The 18,869-nt window shown below is 71.9% G+C and carries 17 protein-coding genes; 10 read left to right on the top strand and 7 right to left on the bottom strand.

What is annotated here, in order from left to right:
- Positions 1-7: 7 nt before the first annotated feature.
- From bchO to bchI, 3 genes are read right to left on the bottom strand one after another with little or no spacing between them, the layout of a single operon-like run.
- The gene (gene bchO / locus IEX89_RS01295; protein ID WP_188908672.1) at positions 8-925 is read right to left on the bottom strand and encodes an alpha/beta fold hydrolase BchO; all 918 of its coding nucleotides are present in this window, start codon (positions 923-925) and stop codon (positions 8-10) included.
- Between the two features lie 5 nt (positions 926-930).
- Positions 931-2,757, bottom strand: coding sequence for a magnesium chelatase subunit D (locus IEX89_RS01290; protein ID WP_188908670.1), 1,827 nt, complete (start codon positions 2,755-2,757; stop codon positions 931-933).
- Positions 2,754-3,821 carry a magnesium chelatase ATPase subunit I gene (gene bchI, locus IEX89_RS01285; RefSeq protein WP_188908668.1) on the bottom strand — a complete coding sequence of 356 codons (1,068 nt, stop codon included), beginning with the start codon at positions 3,819-3,821 and terminating at the stop codon, positions 2,754-2,756. Before bchI ends, IEX89_RS01290 begins: the two co-directional genes overlap by 4 nt.
- 162 nt (positions 3,822-3,983) lie before the next feature.
- On the opposite strand from bchI, the gene IEX89_RS01280 reads away from it, so the two are divergent.
- The 3 genes from IEX89_RS01280 (at position 3,984) to IEX89_RS01270 (ending at position 6,089) form a co-directional block, all read left to right on the top strand.
- The gene (locus IEX89_RS01280) at positions 3,984-4,853 is read left to right on the top strand and encodes a substrate-binding domain-containing protein (protein WP_188908666.1); all 870 of its coding nucleotides are present in this window, start codon (positions 3,984-3,986) and stop codon (positions 4,851-4,853) included.
- A gap of 169 nt (positions 4,854-5,022) precedes the next feature.
- Entirely contained in the window at positions 5,023-5,667 is a 645-nt protein-coding gene (gene parA / locus IEX89_RS01275) for a ParA family partition ATPase (RefSeq protein WP_188908664.1), read from the top strand.
- Positions 5,664-6,089 carry a hypothetical protein gene (locus IEX89_RS01270; RefSeq protein ID WP_188908662.1) on the top strand — a complete coding sequence of 142 codons (426 nt, stop codon included), beginning with the start codon at positions 5,664-5,666 and terminating at the stop codon, positions 6,087-6,089. Before parA ends, IEX89_RS01270 begins: the two co-directional genes overlap by 4 nt.
- 12 nt (positions 6,090-6,101) lie before the next feature.
- Here IEX89_RS01270 and IEX89_RS01265 read toward each other — a convergent pair whose 3' ends face one another.
- From IEX89_RS01265 to IEX89_RS01255, 3 genes are all read right to left on the bottom strand, one after another.
- Positions 6,102-6,848, bottom strand: coding sequence for an NUDIX domain-containing protein (locus IEX89_RS01265; protein WP_188908660.1), 747 nt, complete (start codon positions 6,846-6,848; stop codon positions 6,102-6,104).
- Between the two features lie 69 nt (positions 6,849-6,917).
- Complete coding sequence (locus IEX89_RS01260; protein WP_188908659.1) at positions 6,918-8,489, bottom strand: alpha-amylase family glycosyl hydrolase; 1,572 nt, start codon at positions 8,487-8,489, stop codon at positions 6,918-6,920.
- Between the two features lie 128 nt (positions 8,490-8,617).
- Complete coding sequence (locus tag IEX89_RS01255) at positions 8,618-8,872, bottom strand: hypothetical protein (RefSeq protein WP_188908657.1); 255 nt, start codon at positions 8,870-8,872, stop codon at positions 8,618-8,620.
- 248 nt (positions 8,873-9,120) lie between these two features.
- On the opposite strand from IEX89_RS01255, the gene mgtE reads away from it, so the two are divergent.
- The 6 genes from mgtE (at position 9,121) to IEX89_RS01225 (ending at position 15,278) form a co-directional block, all read left to right on the top strand.
- Positions 9,121-10,560, top strand: a complete 1,440-nt coding sequence (mgtE, locus tag IEX89_RS01250) for a magnesium transporter (protein ID WP_188908654.1) — start codon at positions 9,121-9,123, stop codon at positions 10,558-10,560.
- A gap of 126 nt (positions 10,561-10,686) precedes the next feature.
- Positions 10,687-11,538: a glycoside hydrolase family 25 protein gene (locus IEX89_RS01245; RefSeq protein WP_188908652.1), complete on the top strand. Its 852-nt coding sequence runs from the start codon at positions 10,687-10,689 to the stop codon at positions 11,536-11,538.
- Between the two features lie 129 nt (positions 11,539-11,667).
- Positions 11,668-12,426 (top strand): ABC transporter ATP-binding protein, encoded by a 759-nt coding sequence (locus IEX89_RS01240; RefSeq protein ID WP_188908651.1) that lies wholly within the window; start codon positions 11,668-11,670, stop codon positions 12,424-12,426.
- The gene (locus IEX89_RS01235; RefSeq protein ID WP_188908649.1) at positions 12,423-13,154 is read left to right on the top strand and encodes an ABC transporter ATP-binding protein; all 732 of its coding nucleotides are present in this window, start codon (positions 12,423-12,425) and stop codon (positions 13,152-13,154) included. Before IEX89_RS01240 ends, IEX89_RS01235 begins: the two co-directional genes overlap by 4 nt.
- Before the next feature lie 238 nt (positions 13,155-13,392).
- Positions 13,393-14,313, top strand: a complete 921-nt coding sequence (locus tag IEX89_RS01230; protein WP_188908648.1) for a branched-chain amino acid ABC transporter permease — start codon at positions 13,393-13,395, stop codon at positions 14,311-14,313.
- A complete protein-coding gene (locus IEX89_RS01225; RefSeq protein ID WP_188908646.1) occupies positions 14,313-15,278 on the top strand; it encodes a branched-chain amino acid ABC transporter permease in 966 nt (321 codons plus the stop codon). The genes IEX89_RS01230 and IEX89_RS01225 overlap by 1 nt, the downstream gene beginning before the upstream one ends.
- 36 nt (positions 15,279-15,314) lie before the next feature.
- Here IEX89_RS01225 and IEX89_RS01220 read toward each other — a convergent pair whose 3' ends face one another.
- Positions 15,315-17,108, bottom strand: a complete 1,794-nt coding sequence (locus IEX89_RS01220) for an ABC transporter ATP-binding protein (RefSeq protein WP_188908643.1) — start codon at positions 17,106-17,108, stop codon at positions 15,315-15,317.
- A gap of 368 nt (positions 17,109-17,476) precedes the next feature.
- On the opposite strand from IEX89_RS01220, the gene IEX89_RS01215 reads away from it, so the two are divergent.
- Positions 17,477-18,697: a urate hydroxylase PuuD gene (locus IEX89_RS01215; RefSeq protein ID WP_188908641.1), complete on the top strand. Its 1,221-nt coding sequence runs from the start codon at positions 17,477-17,479 to the stop codon at positions 18,695-18,697.
- Positions 18,698-18,869: the final 172 nt, after the last annotated feature.

Below are 18,869 nucleotides of genomic sequence, written 5' to 3'. Positions count from 1 at the left end.
AGGAGGATCAACCCGGAGATTCCGTGAAAAGCCCGCGCACGCGGGCCTCGCCGAGGATCAGCTCCGCCGCCTCCTGCGGCCGCTCCTCGTGGGCGAGGTGGCCCGCGCCCTTCATCGTGCGGATCTCCGCATGGCGCACGAGGCGGCGCACGCGCCGCGCGTCCTCCGGCGAGACGGCCTTGTCGCGATCGCCCACGACGAGGAGGAGCGGCGTCGCGAGCTTGGGCAGGTCGCGGCCGAGCGCGTCGAGATCCCAATGCGCCATCATGGCGAGCGCGCCCTGGACATGGCCGGGATCGGCGACGAGGCGGCGATAGAGCTCGACGCCGCGTTCGTCGAGGCTCGAGCCGGTGTTGCGGATGAGGCGCTCGACGCCCGCGCGGTCCGACGCGCTCGCCGAGACGAAGCGCGGCACGAAGGGGTTGAGCGCCATCATCTTGGCGAGCGGCGAGAAGAAGCGCCCGGCCATGCCGTCGAAGGGCATCAGCGCGCCGTTGAGCGAGACGATGCCCGCCGGCGCGATCAGCCGATCGAGCGCCATGCGCACGAGGAGCGCCGCCCCGGCTGAATGCCCGACGACGAGGTCCGGGCGCGCGTCGAGCGCGGCGAGGAGATCGGCCAGCGCCCGCGCCATGTCGTGGAGGCTCGGGCGCCCGTGGGCCATGGGCTCGGTGAAGCCGTGGCCGGGGAGGTCGCAGGCGATCACGTCGCATTCCGCCGCGAGCGCCGGCATCAGGTCGCGCCAGGAATGCGTCGCGGCGGCGGTGCCGTGGACGAGGAGGAGGGTGGGGCGGCCCGCGTCTCCCGCGGAGACGGGGCCCATGCGCTGGACGTGCCAGGTCATGCCCGCGGCGCGCACGAAGGACGAGGCCTCGCGGTTGGGCCAGTCTCGCCCGTCCCGCTCCCAGTCGAGCCGGCTTCGCATGGCGTTCACCCGCCCTGCGGGGGCAGGGCGGCGCTGACCGCCTGCGAGAGGCGCTCGGCGTCGGCATAGGGGAGCGCGAGGTAGCGGGCACCCATGGCGGCGGCGATCTCCTGCGCCAGCGGTTGGCCGGCCCGCGAGATGTCGACGACGAGCCCGACGACGCCGCGCGCCCGCGCCTCCCGAGCCGCCGCCAGCGCGTCCTCGCGTGCGGCCTCGCGGCCGGGCGTGCCGGCGCGGCCGATATTGGTCTTGCCGTCGGTGAGCAGGACGATGGCGGGGTCCTCGCCCTTGCGCCGCACGGCGTCCGCGCAGGCGAGCGCCGCGTCGATGCCGCGCGCCAGCGGCGTCGCCCCGCCGCCGGCGAGGCCGGCGAGCGCGCGCTTCGCACGGGCGAGCGAGCGGGTGGGTTCGAGCACGAGCTCGGCCGCGCGGTCGCGGAAGGCGACGAGGGCGACGCGGTCGCGGCGCACGTAGCATTGCGCGAGCAGCAGCTCGACGGCGCCCTTGGCCTCGGCGAGGCGGTTGAGCGCGGAGGAGCCCGATGCGTCGACCGCGAAGATCGTGGTGCGGCGGATCGTGGGCTTCCTCACCCCGACCCGGAAATCCTCGCGGCGCACGGCGACGCGGGGCGTGCCAGGGCCGGTCGGCTCCGAGCGCTTGCGCAGGGGCTGCCAGGGCGCGGCCGCACGCAAGGTGGAGACGAGGTCGAGGCGCGCGCCGCGCTTGGGCTCGCCGGGGCGCGAGCCCGCAGGGCGGCCCGTCACGCCGGCCTTGGCGCGCGCGGTCGTCTCGCCGCGCACGCGCGACGTCTTGAGTCCCGACAGGCCCGAGCGCAGCTGCGCCAGCAGATCCTCCGGCAGGACGGCCTTCGCGGCTTCCAGCACGAGGTTCTGGAGCTCGTCGGCCGTGAGCGGACGCTCTTGCGCGGGCTCCTCGGAAGTCTCGTCTGCGGGTTCGTCGTTCTCGGGCGGCGGATCGTCGGGCGGAGGAGGGGGTTCGTCCGCGCCGTCCTCGCCTTCGTCCACGTCGGCCTCCGCCGGCGGAAAGGCGCGGGCGCGCGGGGCGAGGACGAGCCGGAACGCCTCCGCCACGTCCTCGTCGGACACGTCTGCACGCGCATCGAGCGCTGCGAGCGCGCGGGCGGCGCGGAGCGCGAGGAGCGGCGCACGCAGCGACGGGATGGCGACGCTCGCTGCCGCTCCGCAGAGCGCCGCGAGCTGCGCGTCGGACACGCTCGTGCCGGCGAGCCGTGCGCGTGCGGCGGCGACGGCCTCCGGCGTCAGGCCGGGATCGCCGGTCTCGCGGAAGGAGACGTCGCCCAGGTCGATCAGGAAGGCGAGGCGGTCGAGCACCGCTTCGGGCGGGCGCTCGTCGTCCTCGCGACCCTCGTCGAGGGCGACGATGCCCAGATGCGTCTCCAGCGTCGCCGCGAGCCCCTCGCGCTCGAGCCGCACGGCACGCCCGTCCAGCACCGAGGCGAGCCGGCCCGCGACGGCCCCGGGCAGGCGTTCCGCCATGGCGAGGACGACGATGCCGCCGTCCGCCTCCGCGAGGATGCCGCGCCCGACGATGGGGCGCCCGGCCGCGAGCGTCGCCACGAGATCGAGCCCGCCGAGCAGCCGGTCGTCGTCGATGCCCGCCGGCGCGCGGCGGATCGGCGTACCCTCCGGCAGGAGATGGCGCAGGAGCGCGAGCCAGCGCTCGCGGACGGGTCCCGGCCCGGCGCGCAGGGAGGCGCCGCCGAGGCCGACGGGATCGATGGCGACGAGCGCCGCCGCCCGGGTCGCCGCGCGCCAGGTGTCGGAAATCGAGCGCGGCGCCTCCGCGTTCACGGCGTCGCCGTTCGTGCTTCGTCGGTGTCGGCGATCGCCTCCGGGAGCACCTCGGCCAGCGCCCGCTCGACGCGCACGCCCGAGCCCGCGTCGTCGAGGGGATTGCGCCGCAGGCGATGGCGGAGCGACAGCGGCGCGACGGCGCGGATCTCCGCCGTGCCGACATCCTCCACGCCTTCAAGCGCGGCGAGCGCGCGGGCCGCGCGCACGAGGGTGATCTCGCCGCGAAGCCCGTCGGTGCCCAGCGCCACGCACAGCCGCGCGGCGGCCTCCAACGCCTCCTCCGTGACGGTCGTCTCCGGCAGGCGACGACGGGCCGTGGCGATGCGCTGGCGAAGCCGGCCGTCCGCATCCGCATAGGCGGCGACGAAGGCGTCGGGATCACGCTCGAAGGCGTCGCGCCGGCGCACGATCTCGACGCGGGACGGGATGTCGGTCGGCGTCGAGACGTCGACCGAAAGGCCGAATCGGTCGAGCAGCTGAGGGCGCAGCTCGCCCTCTTCCGGGTTGCCGGAGCCGACGAGGACGAAGCGCGCGGGGTGGCGCACCGAAAGCCCCTCGCGCTCGACCACGTTCTCGCCGGATGCGGCGACGTCGAGCAGGAGGTCGACGAGATGGTCCTCGAGGAGGTTCACCTCGTCGATATAGAGAAAGCCGCGATGGGCGCGCGCCAGCAGGCCGGGCTCGAAGGCTTTCTCGCCCTTGGTGATGGCACGCTCCAGGTCGAGGGCGCCGACGACGCGGTCCTCCGTGGCGCCCAGCGGCAGGTCGATCACCGGGACCGGGACCTCCACCGCCTGGAACGTCGCGCCCTGTGCCTCGCGCACAGCGCAGGACGGGCAGGCGCCCCGGGGCTTGGCCGGATCGCAATTGTAGGGGCAGCCGGCGACGGCCTTCATCGCCGGCAGGAGCCCCGCCAGCGCACGCACGGCCGTGGACTTGCCGGTGCCGCGATCCCCGAAGACGAGAACGCCGCCGACGGACTGGTCGACGGCCGCGATCTCGAGCGCGCGCTTCATCTCGTCCTGGCCGACGATCGCCGAGAACGGGTAGACTTGACGCATGTCCTCTCCTCGTTCCGGGTCGCGACGCGCCCGGCTCCCGAGACGAGGCTAGCCGTGCTTGCGGCCGGGCGCCATTCGCGCTTCCACCGATCCGCGCCGGCGTGCACAACATGCGCGCGGCGCGAGCATCGCGGCAGAACGGGCGAGGATGCGGTGGACCTGATGACGACGGCCGAGGTCGCGGCCTACCTGCGGCTCAAGGAGCGCACCGTCTACGAGATGGCCTCGCGCGGGCAGATCCCCTGCACCCGCGCCACCGGCAAGCTGCTCTTCCCGCGCCGCCTCGTCGATCGCTGGCTCGAAGCCCATACCGACGTGCCGGGCGCGCGCGTCGCGGCGCCGCCGCCGATCTACGCGGGCTCGTCCGATCCGCTGCTGGAATGGGCGCTGCGCGCCTGCGACAGCGGCCTCGCCGTCCTGGCGCGCGGCTCCGCGGACGGCCTGGAGCGGCTCGCCCGCGGAGAGGCCGCGCTCGCGGGCATCCACCTCCTCGACGCGCAGACGCGAACCTACAACGTCGAAGCCATCCGTCGCGCCTTGCCGTTTCCGGACGTGGTCTCCATCCGCTTGTGCGCGCGCGAGCAGGGGCTCCTCGTCGCCGCCGGCAACCCGCTCGGGCTCTCCGGGATCGAGGACGTCGCCCGCGTGAACGCGCGTGTCGCCCTGCGGCCGGAGGGCGCGGGCTCGCGCTTGCTCCTCGATGTCCTGTGCGCCCGCGCCGGCATCGCGCCAGACGCGCTCGAGACGGTGGCGCGCCCGGCGCAGACGCAGGGCGACCTCGCCGCGCTGATCGCGTCCGGCGAGGCGGACGCGGGCATCGGCGTGCGCGCCGCCGCCGTCGGCGCCGGGCTCGGCTTCGTGCCGCTCGGCATCGTCGAGCCCTTCGACGTCGTCATGCGCCGACGCGACTATTTCGAGCCGCCGGTGCAGGCCCTGATGCGCTTCCTGCTCGATCCCGCCTTCGCCGAGACGGCCGAGCGGCTCGGCGGCTACGACATCGCGGAAGCGGGGCGGGTGGTGCTGAACGCCTGAGACCTCTCGGGCCCATCCGCGCCCACGCGGTCGTCGGCTGCCCATATCTGCGGCCACCCGTCCGAAAGTTCAGCGCCGCTGCCGTTCGCGCGGGCGGCTTTCGCGCTGACGCGGGCGGACGGCTCTGGTATCGTCGTCTTCTCGACGCGACCGAGGAGGCGCGGCAGCCATGATCGTCGGCGTGCTCAACCAGAAGGGCGGCGTGGGCAAGACCACGATCGCCGTGAACCTCGCCGCCGGCCTGGTCGCGCGCGGCGCCCGCGTGCTGCTCGTCGACGCGGACCCGCAGGGCTCGGCGCTGGCCTGGTCGAGCGCGCGCGAGCGCGACCCGCTCTTTCCCGTGGTCGGCATGGCGAAGCCGACCCTCCACCGCGATCTGCCCTCGCTGGCCGCCGCCTACGACGCCGTCGTCATCGACGGTGCGCCGCGGGCCAACGAGCTCGCCCGCGCGGCGATCCTCGCGAGCGAGACGGTGCTGATCCCGGTCCAGCCCTCGCCCTACGACATCTGGGCCGCGCGCGAGACCGTGGAGCTGATCCGCGAGGCGCAGATCTACAAGGAGACGCTCACGGGCGCCTTCGTCATCAACCGCAAGATCGCCAACACCGCCATCGGGCGCGACGTGGCGGGCGCGCTCGAACCCTTCGAGATGCCCGTCCTCGACGCCGCGCTGTGCCAGCGGGTCGTCTATGCCGAGAGCGCGGCGCAGGGGCTCTCGGTGGCCGAGGCGGCTCCCGCGAGCGAGGCCGCGCGCGAGATCGCGGCCCTCGTCGAGGAGATCGCCAGCCGCCATGCCCGGAGGGACGCCGCGTGAGCAAGGTCGTCGAGTTCGAGCCCGCCGCCCGCCGCATCGGCGCCGTCCGTCGTGTCCGCTCCGTCGAGCCGCGTGCGAGGCTTTCGGCAGACGCCTGGGTCTCGGGTGCGGCGGTGGTGGCCGCCAGCACGTGCCCGCAGCCCCCTCCCGCGATGCCGGAGCGAGGCGAGCCGTCGCTCGGCGAATGCCTCGGCCAGCTGCAGCGCGATTGCGCCGCCGCCTGGCGCGGTCCGGCCGAGCGCCAGGTCGCCGGCCTCGTCCGCCTCGCCGCCTGCCGCACGCCGATGGATTTTTCGCGGACGCAGCTCGCGCTCGCCCATGACAGCGTCGCCCGCAGCTTCGAGGAGACCGCCCGCATCGCCGAGAGCTTCGCCCGCGCCCAACGCGCGGCGGCGAAGGCGTGGCTCGGCGGGTGGGGGTAGAGGGCCCCGCCGTCACACGCCCCATCGCGCCAACGCGTTGCGCAGGACGATCGCTGCGCCGGGCTTGAAGGCGCGGGGAGCGACGAGGGCGTCGGCGAGGTCGGGAAGGGGCATGACGAGGAAGCCGGCGATCTCCTCGTCGCGCGGGCGGGGCATCACGTCGGCGGGCAGATCGAGATCCCAGACGAGGAGGTCCTCCCGCTCGAGCCCCTCCGCCATGGGCGCGACCCGGTCGAGCCTCGCGGCGAAGCGTGCGGCGGCGAGGACGTCTCGCGTCAGGCTCGCCTCCTCGAACGCCTCCTCGGCGAGGGTGTCCGCGTCGCTCGCGCCCGCCTTGACGCCGCCTGCGACGGTTGTGTCGAGGAGGCCCGGCGCCGTGCGCTGGTTCGGGCCCCGGCGCGCGAGCCAGACGCCCGGCCGATCGCCCGCGATGCGGGCGACGAGGCAGACTTTTCGCACGAGGAGCCCGAGCGGGGCTGCGGCCGCGCGGTCGACCTGCGCCAGGGCTGTCCCGTCCCGCGTCGCCCGAACGTCGATCGCCTCGCCTCGCGGGGCATCGCACAGGCCGGCCGCGATCAGCCGCTCGACGCTCGCGTCGAGCGCCGATTGAAGGTCGTGCCCGGGGGAGGGCAGGAGCCAGCCGTCGCCGGTCGTGCGAGCGAGCCCGTCGAGGCATGCGGCGACGCCGGGGCCGATGGTGCCGACGGGCTCGTCGAGGCCCTCGACGCGGAGCGGCGCGGTGCCGGGGGGTATCTGCATGGCGAACCTCCTGGCCGACAACGCACGCCCCCCGCGTCCGGCCGAGAACGCCACTCGCGAAGTGACGCCTCAGCCGACCAGGATCCGCCCCTCGTTCGCCGCGAGCATGCCCGTCTCGTGCGCCCCGTCATGCGTCGACAGGAGCACCTCGCCGGCGATCGCGAGCGGACGCGGGGTATTTGCGAAATTCAGCGCGACCACGAGCCGTCGATCGCCATGCACGCGCTCGAAGACGATGACGTCGTCCTCGACGGAGAGCGTGCGATAGGAGCCCAGCGCGAGCGCCGGCTCGGCGCGCCGCAGCGCGATCAGCCGCCGATGGAGCGCGAGCATCGAGGCGTCATCCATGGCCTGCACGGAGGCCGGTGGCGCGCCGCCGATGGGGAGCCAGGGCGTACCCGTGGTGAAGCCGGCATTGCGGCTCTCGTCCCAGGGGATCGGCGTGCGCACGGGATCGCGGCCGAAGCCCTGGCCTGGCGCGTTCTTCTCCATCGGGTCCTGCACCATCTCGGGCGGGATCGGCACGTCGACCATGCCGAGCTCGTCGCCCTGGTAGATCGTGGGCGTGCCGCGGAGCGTGAGGAGCAGCATGGCCGCCACCCGCGCCTGCGCGGCGCCGACGCGCCCGGCGATGCGCGGGCGATCGTGGTTGCCGAGCACCCAGTTCGGCCAGGCGCCGGGCGGCAGCGCGGCCTCGTAGCCGTCCACCATGCGGGCGATGGCGTCGGCCCGCCATTCGGCGAAGATCAGCTGGAAGTTGAAGGGCAGCTGGAAGCCGTCGAGCCCCTCGCCGCCGTAATAGGCCATCACCTCGGGGAGCGTGCCGTAGGCCTCGCCGATCAGGAGCCGCTCGGGCGCGTATTCCTTCGCGACGGCGCGCATGGCGCGGGCGGCATCGAAGACCTCCGGCTGATGCGCCGTGAAGGCGCGATGCAGCGCGCGCGCCTCCTGCATTCCCGGGCGCCAATCGGGATCGGGCGGGTTGTCCGTGAGGGCGACGGCGGGCACGAGATGCTCGACCGCGTCCACGCGAAAGCCGTCGACGCCCCGGTCGAACCAGAAGCGCATGACGTCGAGCATGGCGGCGCGGACGTCCGGGTTGCGCCAGTTCAGCGCCGGCTGCTCGCGCAGATAGATGTGAAGCCAGTACTGGCCCGTGGTCTCGTCGAAGCTCCAGGCCGACCCGCCGAATTCCGAGAGCCAATTGTTGGGCGGCCCGCCGTCCGGCTTCGGGTCGGCCCAGACGTACCAGTCGCGCTTGGCGCTGTCGCGCGAGGCGCGGCTCTCGCGGAACCAGGGGTGCTCGTCGGAGGTGTGGCTCGGCACGAAGTCGAGCAGCACCTTGAGCCCGCGCTCCCGCGCCGCCGCGACCAGCGCGTCGAAATCGGCGAGCGAGCCGAAGAGCGGATCGACGCCGCAATAATCGGCGACGTCGTAGCCGAAATCCTTCATGGGCGAGGGATAGATCGGCGAGATCCAGACCGCGTCCGCACCCAGCGCCGCGACGTGGTCGAGCCGCCGCACGATGCCGGCGAGATCGCCGACGCCGTCGCCGTTCGTGTCCTGGAAGGAGCGCGGATAGATCTGATAGACGATACCCTGCTGCCACCAGGTCGCGGTGTCGGGCGCCGGAACGGGCATGGTGCGGCTCTCGTGAGATCGGGGGAGGAGAGGGGCGACCCCCGCCGCTTAGTGCACGGCGCCCGCCGACGGCAACGTAAAAAACGTCGCGTCGTCTTGCATCGTCCCCCGGACTACCCGCGTTGCGCTCAGAACGCCACGTAGAGCCCCAATCCCGCGACCACGCCGACGGCGAGCCACATGGCGGTGGAGCCGTAGCCGCGCGGTGGCGGGACGTTCTCCTCCGCGCTCCAGGCGAAAGCCTCGCCGGCGGATTGGGCGGCGCGCTTGAGATGCGAGGCGTGCGCCTCCAGCGCCACGGGCGCGGCGTCGGCGCGCGGATCGTGCCGTCGCGTGGACCTGGTGCGGCCGAGGCCGCGCCGTCTCGTCGGGATCGTCGACATGACCTCCTCCAGAACGACGGCGGCGGTCTCCCGCCCCGTGTGTGCCCCGCGTATCCGCCCATATTCTTCGTTGCCGATGACGCTAGCACGACATCGTAAACGAGACGAGATCCGTCGCTGCGCGGATCGCCGTCGAACGCGACCCGGCTCGTGCCGAAGGCGCGGGTTCCGGCGGTCGGGGCGTTGCCAGCCCGGGCTCACGACCCTAGAACGAACGCGTATCCCCCGAATCGCGTAAGGAGTGGCGCATGGCAGCAGAGGCCGACGACACGCTCGCGCCCGAGGCGCCGCCGCTCGGCCTCGACGAGCCCACGCCGCCGCCGGTCTTCCGCGACGAGGAGGACGACGGCGTCTCCCGCGCCTTCGTCGAGGCGGTGCGCGGAACGCTCGAGGCGCAGGACGCGGAGGGCCTGCGCGCGCTCGTGGGGGACCTGCACGAATCCGATTTCGGCGATCTCCTGGAGATCCTGTTCCAGGAGGAGCGCATCGCGCTCTTCGTGCTCTACGGGCCGGACCTCGACTTCACCGCGCTCACCGAGGTGGACGAGACGATCCGCCTCGCGATCCTGCGCGAGCTGCCCACCGAGCTCGTGGTCGAGGGCATGCGCGAGCTCGAGATCGACGACGCGGTCTACATCCTCGAGGACCTGGAGGACGAGGAGAAGTTCGAGATCCTCCAGAAGCTGCCCGCCATGGAGCGGGCGGCGCTGCAGCGCTCCCTCGACCTGCCGGAAGATGCCGCCGGCCGGCGTATGCAGACGCAGTTCATCGCCGTGCCCCCGTTCTGGACCGTGGGGCAGACGATCGACTTCATGCGCGAGAGCCAGGACCTGCCGGACACGTTCTACGAGATCTACGTCGTCGACCCCGCCGTGCGCCTCAAGGGCTCGGTGTCGCTCGACAAGATCCTGCGCACCCAGCGCCCCAAGCGCATCGCCGAGATCATGAACCCGGCCGAGCACGCCATCCTCGCCACCGACACCCAGGAGGAGGCCGCGCGCGTCTTCACGCGCTACAACCTCGTCTCCGCCGCCGTGGTGGACGCCGCCGGCCGCATGGTGGGCGTCATCACCGTCGACGACATCGTCGACGTTCTCGAGGAGGAGGCAGACGCCGACATCAAGGCGCTGGGCGGCGTCAAGGCGGACGAGGAGCTCTCGGACTCGGTCTGGTACATCACGCGCTCGCGCTTCACCTGGCTGTTCGTCAACCTCCTGACGGCGATCCTCGCCTCGCTGGTCATCGGCTTCTTCGCGGACGCGCTGGAGCAGATGGTGGCGCTCGCCGTGCTCATGCCCATCGTCGCCTCGATGGGTGGCAATGCCGGGACGCAGACCATGACGGTCGCCGTACGCGCGCTCGGCACGCGGCAGCTCGGCCGCGCCAACGCCATGCGCATCGTGCGGCGCGAGATGATCGTGGGGCTCCTCAACGGTGTCGCCTTCGCGGTGGTGATGGGGATCATCGCGGCGATCTGGTTCGACCTGCCGACGCTCGGGCCCGTCATCGGCCTCGCGCTCGTGATCACGCTGGTCTCGGCGGCTCTCGGCGGCATCGTCATCCCGCTCCTCCTCGACCGCTTCGGCGTCGACCCGGCGGTCTCCTCGGGACCGTTCGTGACGACGGTGACGGACGTCGTGGGCTTCTTCGCGTTCCTCGGGATCGCGAGCCTGTGGTTCGGGATTTGAGGCGGGCTGACCGGGCAAGCCTCGTGGCGATCTCGCCTTTCGGCATCGTGACGCTATCCTGTTTACCGGATCGTAGGGATCGCCGAGCGAATCCTCGGCCCCGTGCGTCCCCGTCCGGAAAGCCTCATGCCCTTCGTATTCCCCTCGGCGCCGTCCCTCGCGCCCGCCCGCAGCCTCGCCCGCCTCGCCGCGCTCGCGCTCGGCCTCGTCGTCGCGAGCTGCTCGCTGGCGCCGGACTACTATCCGGCCAAGGGCGACAACGATCCCCATCCCGGGGTGCGCCGGGTGCATTCGCTGCCGGTCCACGGCATCGACGTCTCGCGCTGGCAGGGCGACATCGATTGGAACCGCGTGCGCCAGGCGGGAACCCGCTTCGCCTTCATCAAGGCGACCGAGGGCGGCGACCACATCGACCCGAACTTCCGCCAGAACTGGGAGGGCGCGCGTCGCGCCGGCATCCCGCGGGGCGCCTACCATTTCGTCTACTGGTGCCGCCCGGCGCACGAGCAGGCGCAATGGTTCATCGACAACGTGCCCAACGAGCCCGACATGCTGCCCCCCGTGCTCGACATGGAGTGGAACAACCATTCCCGCTCGTGCACGAGGCGCGTGCCGCGCGAGGAGGCGCTCGAGAAGACGCGCATCATCCTCGCCATGCTCCACCAGCATTACGGCCGCCTGCCGATCATCTACACCGACATCAACTTCCACCGCGACGTGTTCGAAGGCGAGCATTTCGACGCCACCTTCTGGCTGCGTTCGGTGGCCGCCGAGCCGCACGAGCGCTATCGCGACCGGCGCTTCACCTTCTGGCAATGGACGCAGACCGGTACGATCCCCGGCATCCGCGGCGAGGTTGACCGCAACGCCTATTACGGCACCGAGCGCGAATGGGAGGCCTTCCTCGCCAGCGATTGCGACCCGCGCGACAAGTGGCGGCTGGAGAGCTTCGGCTATTGCCGCGACAAGGGTGTTTGACGCGCCGGGCGTGTAAGGCGGCGCCGGGCGTGTGAGCGCGAGCTGGGGACTGCGGCGCGCCGCCGCTTGCGGGGCGCGCCGCGTGCCGTCTACGCTCTCGGCCACGATTTCTGACGTAACGGAAATGGAATGCTCGTCGCCCGCGACCTGGTGAAGTCCTTCGGCGGCGTGCGCGCCGTCGACGGCGTGTCCTTCACGATCGAGCGCGGCACGATCACGGGGCTCATCGGCCCCAACGGCGCGGGCAAGACGACGCTTTTCAACTGCCTCGCCGGCCTCTTTCCGCCCACCTCCGGCACGCTGACCCTCGACGGCACGCGCATCGACGGGCTGTCGAGCGACCGCATCTTCCGCGCAGGCCTGGCGCGCACCTTCCAGATCCCGCGTCCCTTCCCCGAGATGACCGTTCTCGAGAACGTCATGCTCGCGCCGACGAGCCAGCACGGCGAGCGCTTCTGGGCGCCGTGGCTGACGCCCGGCCGGGTCGCGCGCGAGGAGGCGACCTTGCGCGAGAAGGCGCGCCATTGGATCGCCTTCGTCGGGCTCGAGCCCCTCGTCGAGGCGCCCGCGCGGGTGCTGTCGGGGGGCCAGCGCAAGCTCCTCGAGCTCGCCCGCGTCCTCGTCGCCGAGCCAAAGCTCGTCCTGCTCGACGAGCCGGGTGCGGGCGTCAACCCGCGCCTCCTCGACGAGATCGTCGCGACCATCGCCAAGCTCAACGCGGGCGGCGTCACCTTCCTCGTGATCGAGCACAACATGGATCTCGTCATGAGCCTGTGCCGGCCGGTGATGGTGATGGCGCAGGGGCGGCTCCTCGCCGAAGGCGACGCCGAGAGCGTGCAGGCCGACCCGCGCGTGATCGAGGCCTATCTCGGGGGCGCGATCGCATGAGCGCGCTCGCCGTCGAGGGGCTGATCGCCGGCTACGAGCCGGACCTGCCGATCGTGCGCGAGGCCTCGCTCGCGGTGGCGCCGGGGGAGATTTTGGCCGTGCTCGGCCCCAACGGGGCGGGCAAGTCGACGTTGATCAAGGCGATCGCGGGGCTCGTTCGCGTCTACGGCGGACGCGTGCTGCTCGAAGGCGAGGAGATCACCAACGCCCCGGCACACACGATGGTGCGCCGGGGCCTCGCCTTCGTGCCGCAGACGGAGAACGTCTTCGCGAACCTCTCCATCGCCGAGAACCTCGACCTCGCAGCCGCCATCGTGAAGGCGCCCAGGGCCCGGGTCGGCGCGCTCTACGACCTGTTTCCCGATCTCGCCCGCCAGCGTCGCCTCGCCGCGGGACGACTGTCGGGCGGGCAGCGCCAGATGCTGGCCGTCGCCCGCGCCCTCGTCGTCGCGCCCCGCGTGCTGATGCTCGACGAGCCCTCCGCCGGGCTCTCGCCGAAGCTGGTCGGACAGGTCTTCGAGAAGCTCCTCGAGATCCGCGCGAGCGGCGTCACCATCGTGCTCGTCGAGCAGAACGTGAAGGCGGCCCTCGCCATCGCCGATCGCGGCGTGATCCTGGTGGAGGGCAAGGAGCGGGTGATGGGCGAGGCGCAGAGCCTGATGGACGATCCTGCGGTGGCCGAGCTCTACCTCGGCCGCTCCGGCCGCCATGCGGGGGAGGGGGCGTGATGGCGCGTCGGTCGGTGGCATGCACGCGTGTCTCCCCTCTCCCTCGTGGAGAGGGGTGGGGGGTGTGGGGCGTCGGAGGCTCTCGGATGGGTGGTCGCGGGCTCCTTGGACGGCATCAGCGGCGTGTCCATTCCTGCACGCCCCACACCCCCAGCCCCTCTCCAGGAGGGAGAGGGGAGCGGGTCGCGCGTGATCGTTCGGGCGAGATCCCTTCCGCAGCCGGTCCCGGAGGCCGAGGATGCTCCAGCTGATCGCCGATGGTCTCGTCGTCGGTTCCGTCGTGTCGCTGGGCGCGGTGGGGCTGACCATGACCTACGCCATCCTGCGCTTCGCGAACTTCGCCCATGGCGAGCTCCTCGCCTGGGGCGCCTATCTCGCACTCTCGATGCTCGGCATCCTGCTCGCCATCGGCGGGGCGGAGCGGATGGTGCCGCTCTCCCCGTTCTCGTTCGGGTGGGAGCTCGTCGTCGCGGCGCTCGTCGCCTGCGTCGGCGCCGCCGCCATCGCGCTCGTGCTCGACAAGCTCCTGTTCTCGCGGCTTCGCCACGGCGCGGCGATCACGCTCGTCATCGCGAGCTTCGGCGCGGCGCTGGCGCTCCGAAACCTGCTGCAATTCCTCTGGGGGCCGATCCCCACCTATTATTCCCGCGAATTGCAGATCGCGATCCCGCTCGTCCCGCGCGACGTGCTCGGCGGCATGCGCATCACGCCCGATCAACTCCTCGTCCTCGCGCTCGCGGCGGCGACGGTAGTGGGGCTGCATCTCTTCCTCACCCGCACGACGCTCGGCAAGGCCATGCGCGCCACCGCGCTGAACCCGCAGCTCGCCCGTGTCGCCGGCGTCGACGTCGACGGCGTCATCCGCGCGACCTGGATCATCGGCGCCGTGCTGGCCACGATCGCGGGCGTGCTCGCGGGGCTGACCGTGCAGCTGCGCCCGCAGCTCGGTTTCGATCTCCTGCTGCCGCTCTTCGCGGCGGCGATCCTCGGCGGGATCGGGAACGTCTACGGCGCGGTGCTCGGCGGGCTCATCGTCGGGCTCGCCGAGAGCCTCGCCGTGCCGCTGATCGGCGCGGAATACCGGGCGGCGGTGTCCTTCCTCGTCATCATCGCGATCCTGCTCGTGCGCCCGCAGGGCCTTCTGGGGGAGCGCACCTGATGGACGCCCTGCTGCCGGTGCTCTCCTACGCGACCTTCTTCCTCGTCTTCGTGAGCGTGTTCGCCGTCATCGTGCTCGGGCTGAATCTGCAATGGGGCTTCACCGGGCTCTTCAACGTCGGCGTCGCGGGTTTCGTCGCCATCGGCGCCTACACCTCCGCGATCCTCACGGCGCCCGACTATCCGAACCAAGTCGGCGGTTTCGGGCTGCCGGTCGTCGTGGGCATGGTCGGGGCGATGGTCACGTCCGGGCTCGCGGCGCTCGTCGTCGGGGTCGCGGCGCTGCGGCTGCGGCACGATTACCTCGCCATCACCACTTTCGGCATCGCCATGACGATCCAGCTCGTGGCCTTGAACGCGCAATGGCTCACCGGCGGCGCCTTCGGCCTGCAATTCGTGCCGCGGCCCTTCACCGAGACCTTCGGGACGACGCTGGGCGCCAACGCCGCCTATCTCGCTTTGTGCCTCGCCATCCTCGCCCTCGTCTACGTCGCCCTGGAGCGGCTCGTGCGCAGCCCCTTCGGCCGCGTGCTGCGGGCGATCCGCGAGGACGAGACGGCTGCGCAGTCGCTGGGCAAGCGCGCCTTCGTCTTCCGGCTCCAGTCCTTCGTCATCGGCTGCGCCGTGATGGGGCTCGGCGGCGCGCTCTACGCGCATTTCGTCGGCTTCGTCGCGGCGGAGGACTTCCTGCCGATCCTCACCTTCCAGCTATGGGCGATGCTCATCGTCGGCGGGGCCGGCAACAATCGCGGCGCGGTGCTCGGCGCTTTCGTGGTCTGGGGCGTCTGGACGCTCTCGGGCAACCTGCTGCGCGAGCTCACGCCGCAGGCGGAGCAGGCGCGCGGCGCCGCTTTGCAGGTGGTGCTCATCGGCATCGCTTTGTGCGCGATGCTGGTCTGGCGCCCGCGCGGGCTGATCGGCGAGCGAGTGGGCGAGGGCGGCAAGGCGAAGCGGGGCGGCTCGTGAGGCAGCCCCGATCCTTGTGGTGACTGCGGGCCCGCCTCAGGCGGCGCGGCCCATATCCTCGGCCTGCGCTTCGAACAGCCGGCGATAGGCGCCGTCCGGCAGCCCGAGCAGCGTCGCGTGCGGGCCTTCCTCGACGATCCGCCCGCGGTCGAAGACGAGGATGCGGTCGAGGGTGCGCACGGTCGACAGCCGATGGGCGATGACGATCGCGGTGCGCCCCGCCATCAGCCGCTCCATCGCCTCCTGGATCAGCCGCTCCGATTCCGAATCGAGGCTCGACGTCGCCTCGTCGAGGATCAGGATCGGCGCGTCCGCGAGGAACGCGCGGGCGAGCGCCACGCGCTGGCGCTCGCCGCCCGACAGCTTCACCCCGCGCTCGCCCACATGCGTGCCGTAGCCCTTGGGCAGGCGCGTGATGAAGTCGTGGGCGTTGGCGAGCCGCGCCGCCGCCTCGATCTCCTCCATGCGCGCGCCGGGCTTGGCGTAGGCGATGTTCTCCGCGAGCGTGCGGTGGAAGAGGATCGGCTCCTGCGGCACGATGGCGATCTGCTGGCGCAGCGAGGCCTGCGTCGCCGCGGCCACGTCCTGCCCGTCGATGGCGATGCGCCCCGCCTCGACGTCGTGGAGCCGCTGGATCAGCTTGACGAAGGTCGACTTGCCCGAGCCCGAGCGGCCGACGAGGCCCACTCGCTCGCCTGCGCGGATACGCACGTCGAGATCGCGGAAGAGCGGCGCGTCGTGCCCCTTGTAGTGGAACGTCACGCGCTCGAAGGCGATCTCGCCGCGCGCGATCGCGATCGGCCGCGCGTCGGGGCGATCGAGGACGCCGATGGGCGCCTCCATGATGGCGACGAGCTCCTCCATCTCGTTCACGGATTGGCGCAAGTTGTTGAGATGCATGCCCACTTCGCGCAGGTACCCGTTCACGACGAGGAAGGCCGTGAGCACGTAGGCGATGTCGCCGGCGCTCGCCTGACCGCGCCACCAGAGCCAGAGCGCGAGGCCGAGCACCACGGCGCGCAGGACGACGAGGATGGCGAGCTGCGTGCTCCAGGTGGTCGAGTAGCGCAGCCAGGCGCCCTGCGTGCGCAGCCGCCACTTGTCGAGGAGCTTGGCGAAGCGTGCGTCCTCGCGGGCCTCCGCGCCGAAGGCCTTCACCACGGCATTGCAGCCGATGGCGTCCGCCAGGAGACCGCCCATGGCGGTGTCCTGCTTGTTGGCGAGGCGCGCGCGCGGCGCGACCCAGCGGCTCGACATCGCGACGACGGTGGCGACGTAGGCGATGGCGCCGACGAGCACGACGGCGCCCATGGCCGGCCATTGCGTGCTCATGAGCACGATCGTGCCGACGAGCACCACCGCGGAGGGCAGGAGGGCGACGAGAACCGTGTCGCTGAACGTGTCGAGCGCCCAGATCCCGCGGGTGATCTTGCGGACCGTGGAGCCCGCGAAATTGCTGGCGTGCCAGTCCGAGGAGAAGCGCTGGACGCGCGCGAAGCTCTCCTGCGCGACGTCGCTCATCACGAAGATCGTCAGCCGCTCGAGGCCGCGGAAGGCTTTGTGGCGAAAGGCCACGGAAAGGATGCCGAGCCCGATCGTCACCAAGAGCGCGACCAGCGCCGCGCGCCCGGCGCCCGGCGCCTGCGGCCCGGCGGCGACGGCGTCGATGATGCGCCCGGCATAATAGGGCACCGCGATCTCGGCGAGCGTCGAGAGGATCATCATCCCGACGATGAGGAGCGTCGCCTTCGCGCGCCGGCGCCAATGGCCGCCGACGAAACGGGCGATGTCGCGCAGCGGGTCGCCGCGGCGTTCGGAACGGAGGGACATGGATCGATCGCGGCCGCGAAAAGGGCCGGCTCCTGACGGGTGGCGGGCGCCGGGCGCACCGCCGTCGAACGGATCTAGCTGCGATGATGGCCGGACGCGTGGTCCGCAATCCGGCGCGGGCTCAGCGACGAGGGCGATCCGGGGAGATCGCGACCATCGCGGTCAGCGCCGGGAGGATGATCTCGCGCATGTCCATGCACACCTCCCGATCCGTCAGGTTTCGATGCACGCTCCGATACACGAGTGGCGCGGCCGCGGCAAGACACCTTTGTTAACCGTCCCGTCGGTCGCGCGCGAAAACGCCCACTTCCCTCCGCGCGCGCGCCACACTAGGCTCGACCGATCTCTTTCGCAGCGCAGCAGACACGATGATCGACGCCGTCACCACCGAATGGGCGAGCCAGATCGGCCGCTGGATCCACGTCATCACGGCCGTCGCCTGGATCGGCTCGTCCTTCTACTTCATCGCGCTCGATCTCTCGCTGAGGAAGCGCGACGGCCTGCCGAAGGGCGTCGGCGGGGAGAGCTGGCAGGTGCACGGCGGCGGCTTCTACCGCATGCAGAAATACCTCGTCGCGCCCGCCGAGATGCCGAGCGAGCTGACCTGGTTCAAGTGGGAGAGCTACGCCACCTGGCTGACGGGCTTCTTCCTCATCGTGTGGATCTACTACGTCCAGGCGGAGCTCTACACCGTCGACCCCGCGAAGCTCGTGCTCACCGGCTGGCAGGCGGCGCTGGTCGGCATCGGCGCGCTGGCTCTGTCGTGGATCGTCTACGACCGGATGTGCAAGTCGCCGCTCGGCCGTAACGACGTCGCGCTCGGCGCCGTGCTGTTCGGCTTCATCATCGCGATGAACGTCCTGTTCCTGCAGGTCTTCTCCGATCGCGCGGCCTTCCTGCACACCGGCGCGATGATCGCGACCTGGATGTCCGCCTCGGTCTTCTTCGTCATCATTCCCAACCAGAAGAAGGTGGTCGCCGACCTGCTGGCGGGGCGCGATCCCGATCCGGCACTGGGCAAGCAGGCGAAGCAGCGCTCGCTGCACAACAACTACCTGACCCTGCCGGTGCTCTTCCTGATGCTGGGCACGCACTACCCGCTCGCGTGGTCCAGCTCCTACGCGCCGGCGATCGTCGCCATGGTGATCGTCTCGGGCGCGCTCGTGCGGCACTTCTTCAACACGATGCACGCGGGCAAGGGCTACGTGTGGTGGACCTGGGGCGGCGCCGCGGCGGCACTCGCGGTGGCGGCCTTCCTCTCCGTCGCGGGGCGGCCGACCTTCGACACCGTCGATTGGAACGCCGGCATCGACCGCCCGGAGGCCCAGAGCGCGGCCTTCCAGGAGGCGATGGTCGTCGTCCAGGGGCGCTGCGCCATGTGCCACGCCACCGAGCCCGCCTGGCCGGGCCTCGCCTCGGCGCCCAAAGGCATCCGCTTCGAGAGCCCCGACGACATCCTGCGCCACGCGAGCGCGATCCGCGCGCAATCCGTGCTGACCGACGCGATGCCGCCCAACAACATCACCGAGATGACCCCCGACGAGCGCCGCATCGTCGCCGCCTGGCTTGCGGAGCGCGAGGGGCGCTGACCCCCCTGGCGCCATGCGCGCGGCGCATGCCGATCTCGTCTCGCGTTCCCTCCCATGGCTTTCCCCGCCGCACGCGATAGACCACGAAGGCGGTGAGCAGACGAGACGGGGAGGGATCACGGGTGGGTAGCTGGGCGGGTAGCTTCTTGGCCGAGCTTCGCGACGGATTCGC

It is taken from the genome of Salinarimonas ramus (assembly GCF_014645695.1).
In the GTDB taxonomy this organism is placed as follows: Bacteria; Pseudomonadota; Alphaproteobacteria; order Rhizobiales; family Beijerinckiaceae; genus Salinarimonas; species Salinarimonas ramus.
This window is presented reverse-complemented; position numbering and strand designations above follow the sequence as displayed.

What these genes read in the sequence shown, in the direction of transcription:
- bchO (WP_188908672.1), bottom strand. Translation starts at nt 925, where the DNA reads ATGCGAAGCCGGCTCGACTGGGAGCGGGACGGGCGAGACTGGCCCAAC.
- bchI (WP_188908668.1), bottom strand. Translation starts at nt 3,821, where the DNA reads ATGCGTCAAGTCTACCCGTTCTCGGCGATCGTCGGCCAGGACGAGATG.
- IEX89_RS01280 (WP_188908666.1), top strand. Translation starts at nt 3,984, where the DNA reads ATGACGACGGCCGAGGTCGCGGCCTACCTGCGGCTCAAGGAGCGCACC.
- parA (WP_188908664.1), top strand. Translation starts at nt 5,023, where the DNA reads ATGATCGTCGGCGTGCTCAACCAGAAGGGCGGCGTGGGCAAGACCACG.
- IEX89_RS01265 (WP_188908660.1), bottom strand. Translation starts at nt 6,848, where the DNA reads ATGCAGATACCCCCCGGCACCGCGCCGCTCCGCGTCGAGGGCCTCGAC.
- IEX89_RS01260 (WP_188908659.1), bottom strand. Translation starts at nt 8,489, where the DNA reads ATGCCCGTTCCGGCGCCCGACACCGCGACCTGGTGGCAGCAGGGTATC.
- IEX89_RS01255 (WP_188908657.1), bottom strand. Translation starts at nt 8,872, where the DNA reads ATGTCGACGATCCCGACGAGACGGCGCGGCCTCGGCCGCACCAGGTCC.
- mgtE (WP_188908654.1), top strand. Translation starts at nt 9,121, where the DNA reads ATGGCAGCAGAGGCCGACGACACGCTCGCGCCCGAGGCGCCGCCGCTC.
- IEX89_RS01245 (WP_188908652.1), top strand. Translation starts at nt 10,687, where the DNA reads ATGCCCTTCGTATTCCCCTCGGCGCCGTCCCTCGCGCCCGCCCGCAGC.
- IEX89_RS01240 (WP_188908651.1), top strand. Translation starts at nt 11,668, where the DNA reads ATGCTCGTCGCCCGCGACCTGGTGAAGTCCTTCGGCGGCGTGCGCGCC.
- IEX89_RS01235 (WP_188908649.1), top strand. Translation starts at nt 12,423, where the DNA reads ATGAGCGCGCTCGCCGTCGAGGGGCTGATCGCCGGCTACGAGCCGGAC.
- IEX89_RS01230 (WP_188908648.1), top strand. Translation starts at nt 13,393, where the DNA reads ATGCTCCAGCTGATCGCCGATGGTCTCGTCGTCGGTTCCGTCGTGTCG.
- IEX89_RS01225 (WP_188908646.1), top strand. Translation starts at nt 14,313, where the DNA reads ATGGACGCCCTGCTGCCGGTGCTCTCCTACGCGACCTTCTTCCTCGTC.
- IEX89_RS01220 (WP_188908643.1), bottom strand. Translation starts at nt 17,108, where the DNA reads ATGTCCCTCCGTTCCGAACGCCGCGGCGACCCGCTGCGCGACATCGCC.
- IEX89_RS01215 (WP_188908641.1), top strand. Translation starts at nt 17,477, where the DNA reads ATGATCGACGCCGTCACCACCGAATGGGCGAGCCAGATCGGCCGCTGG.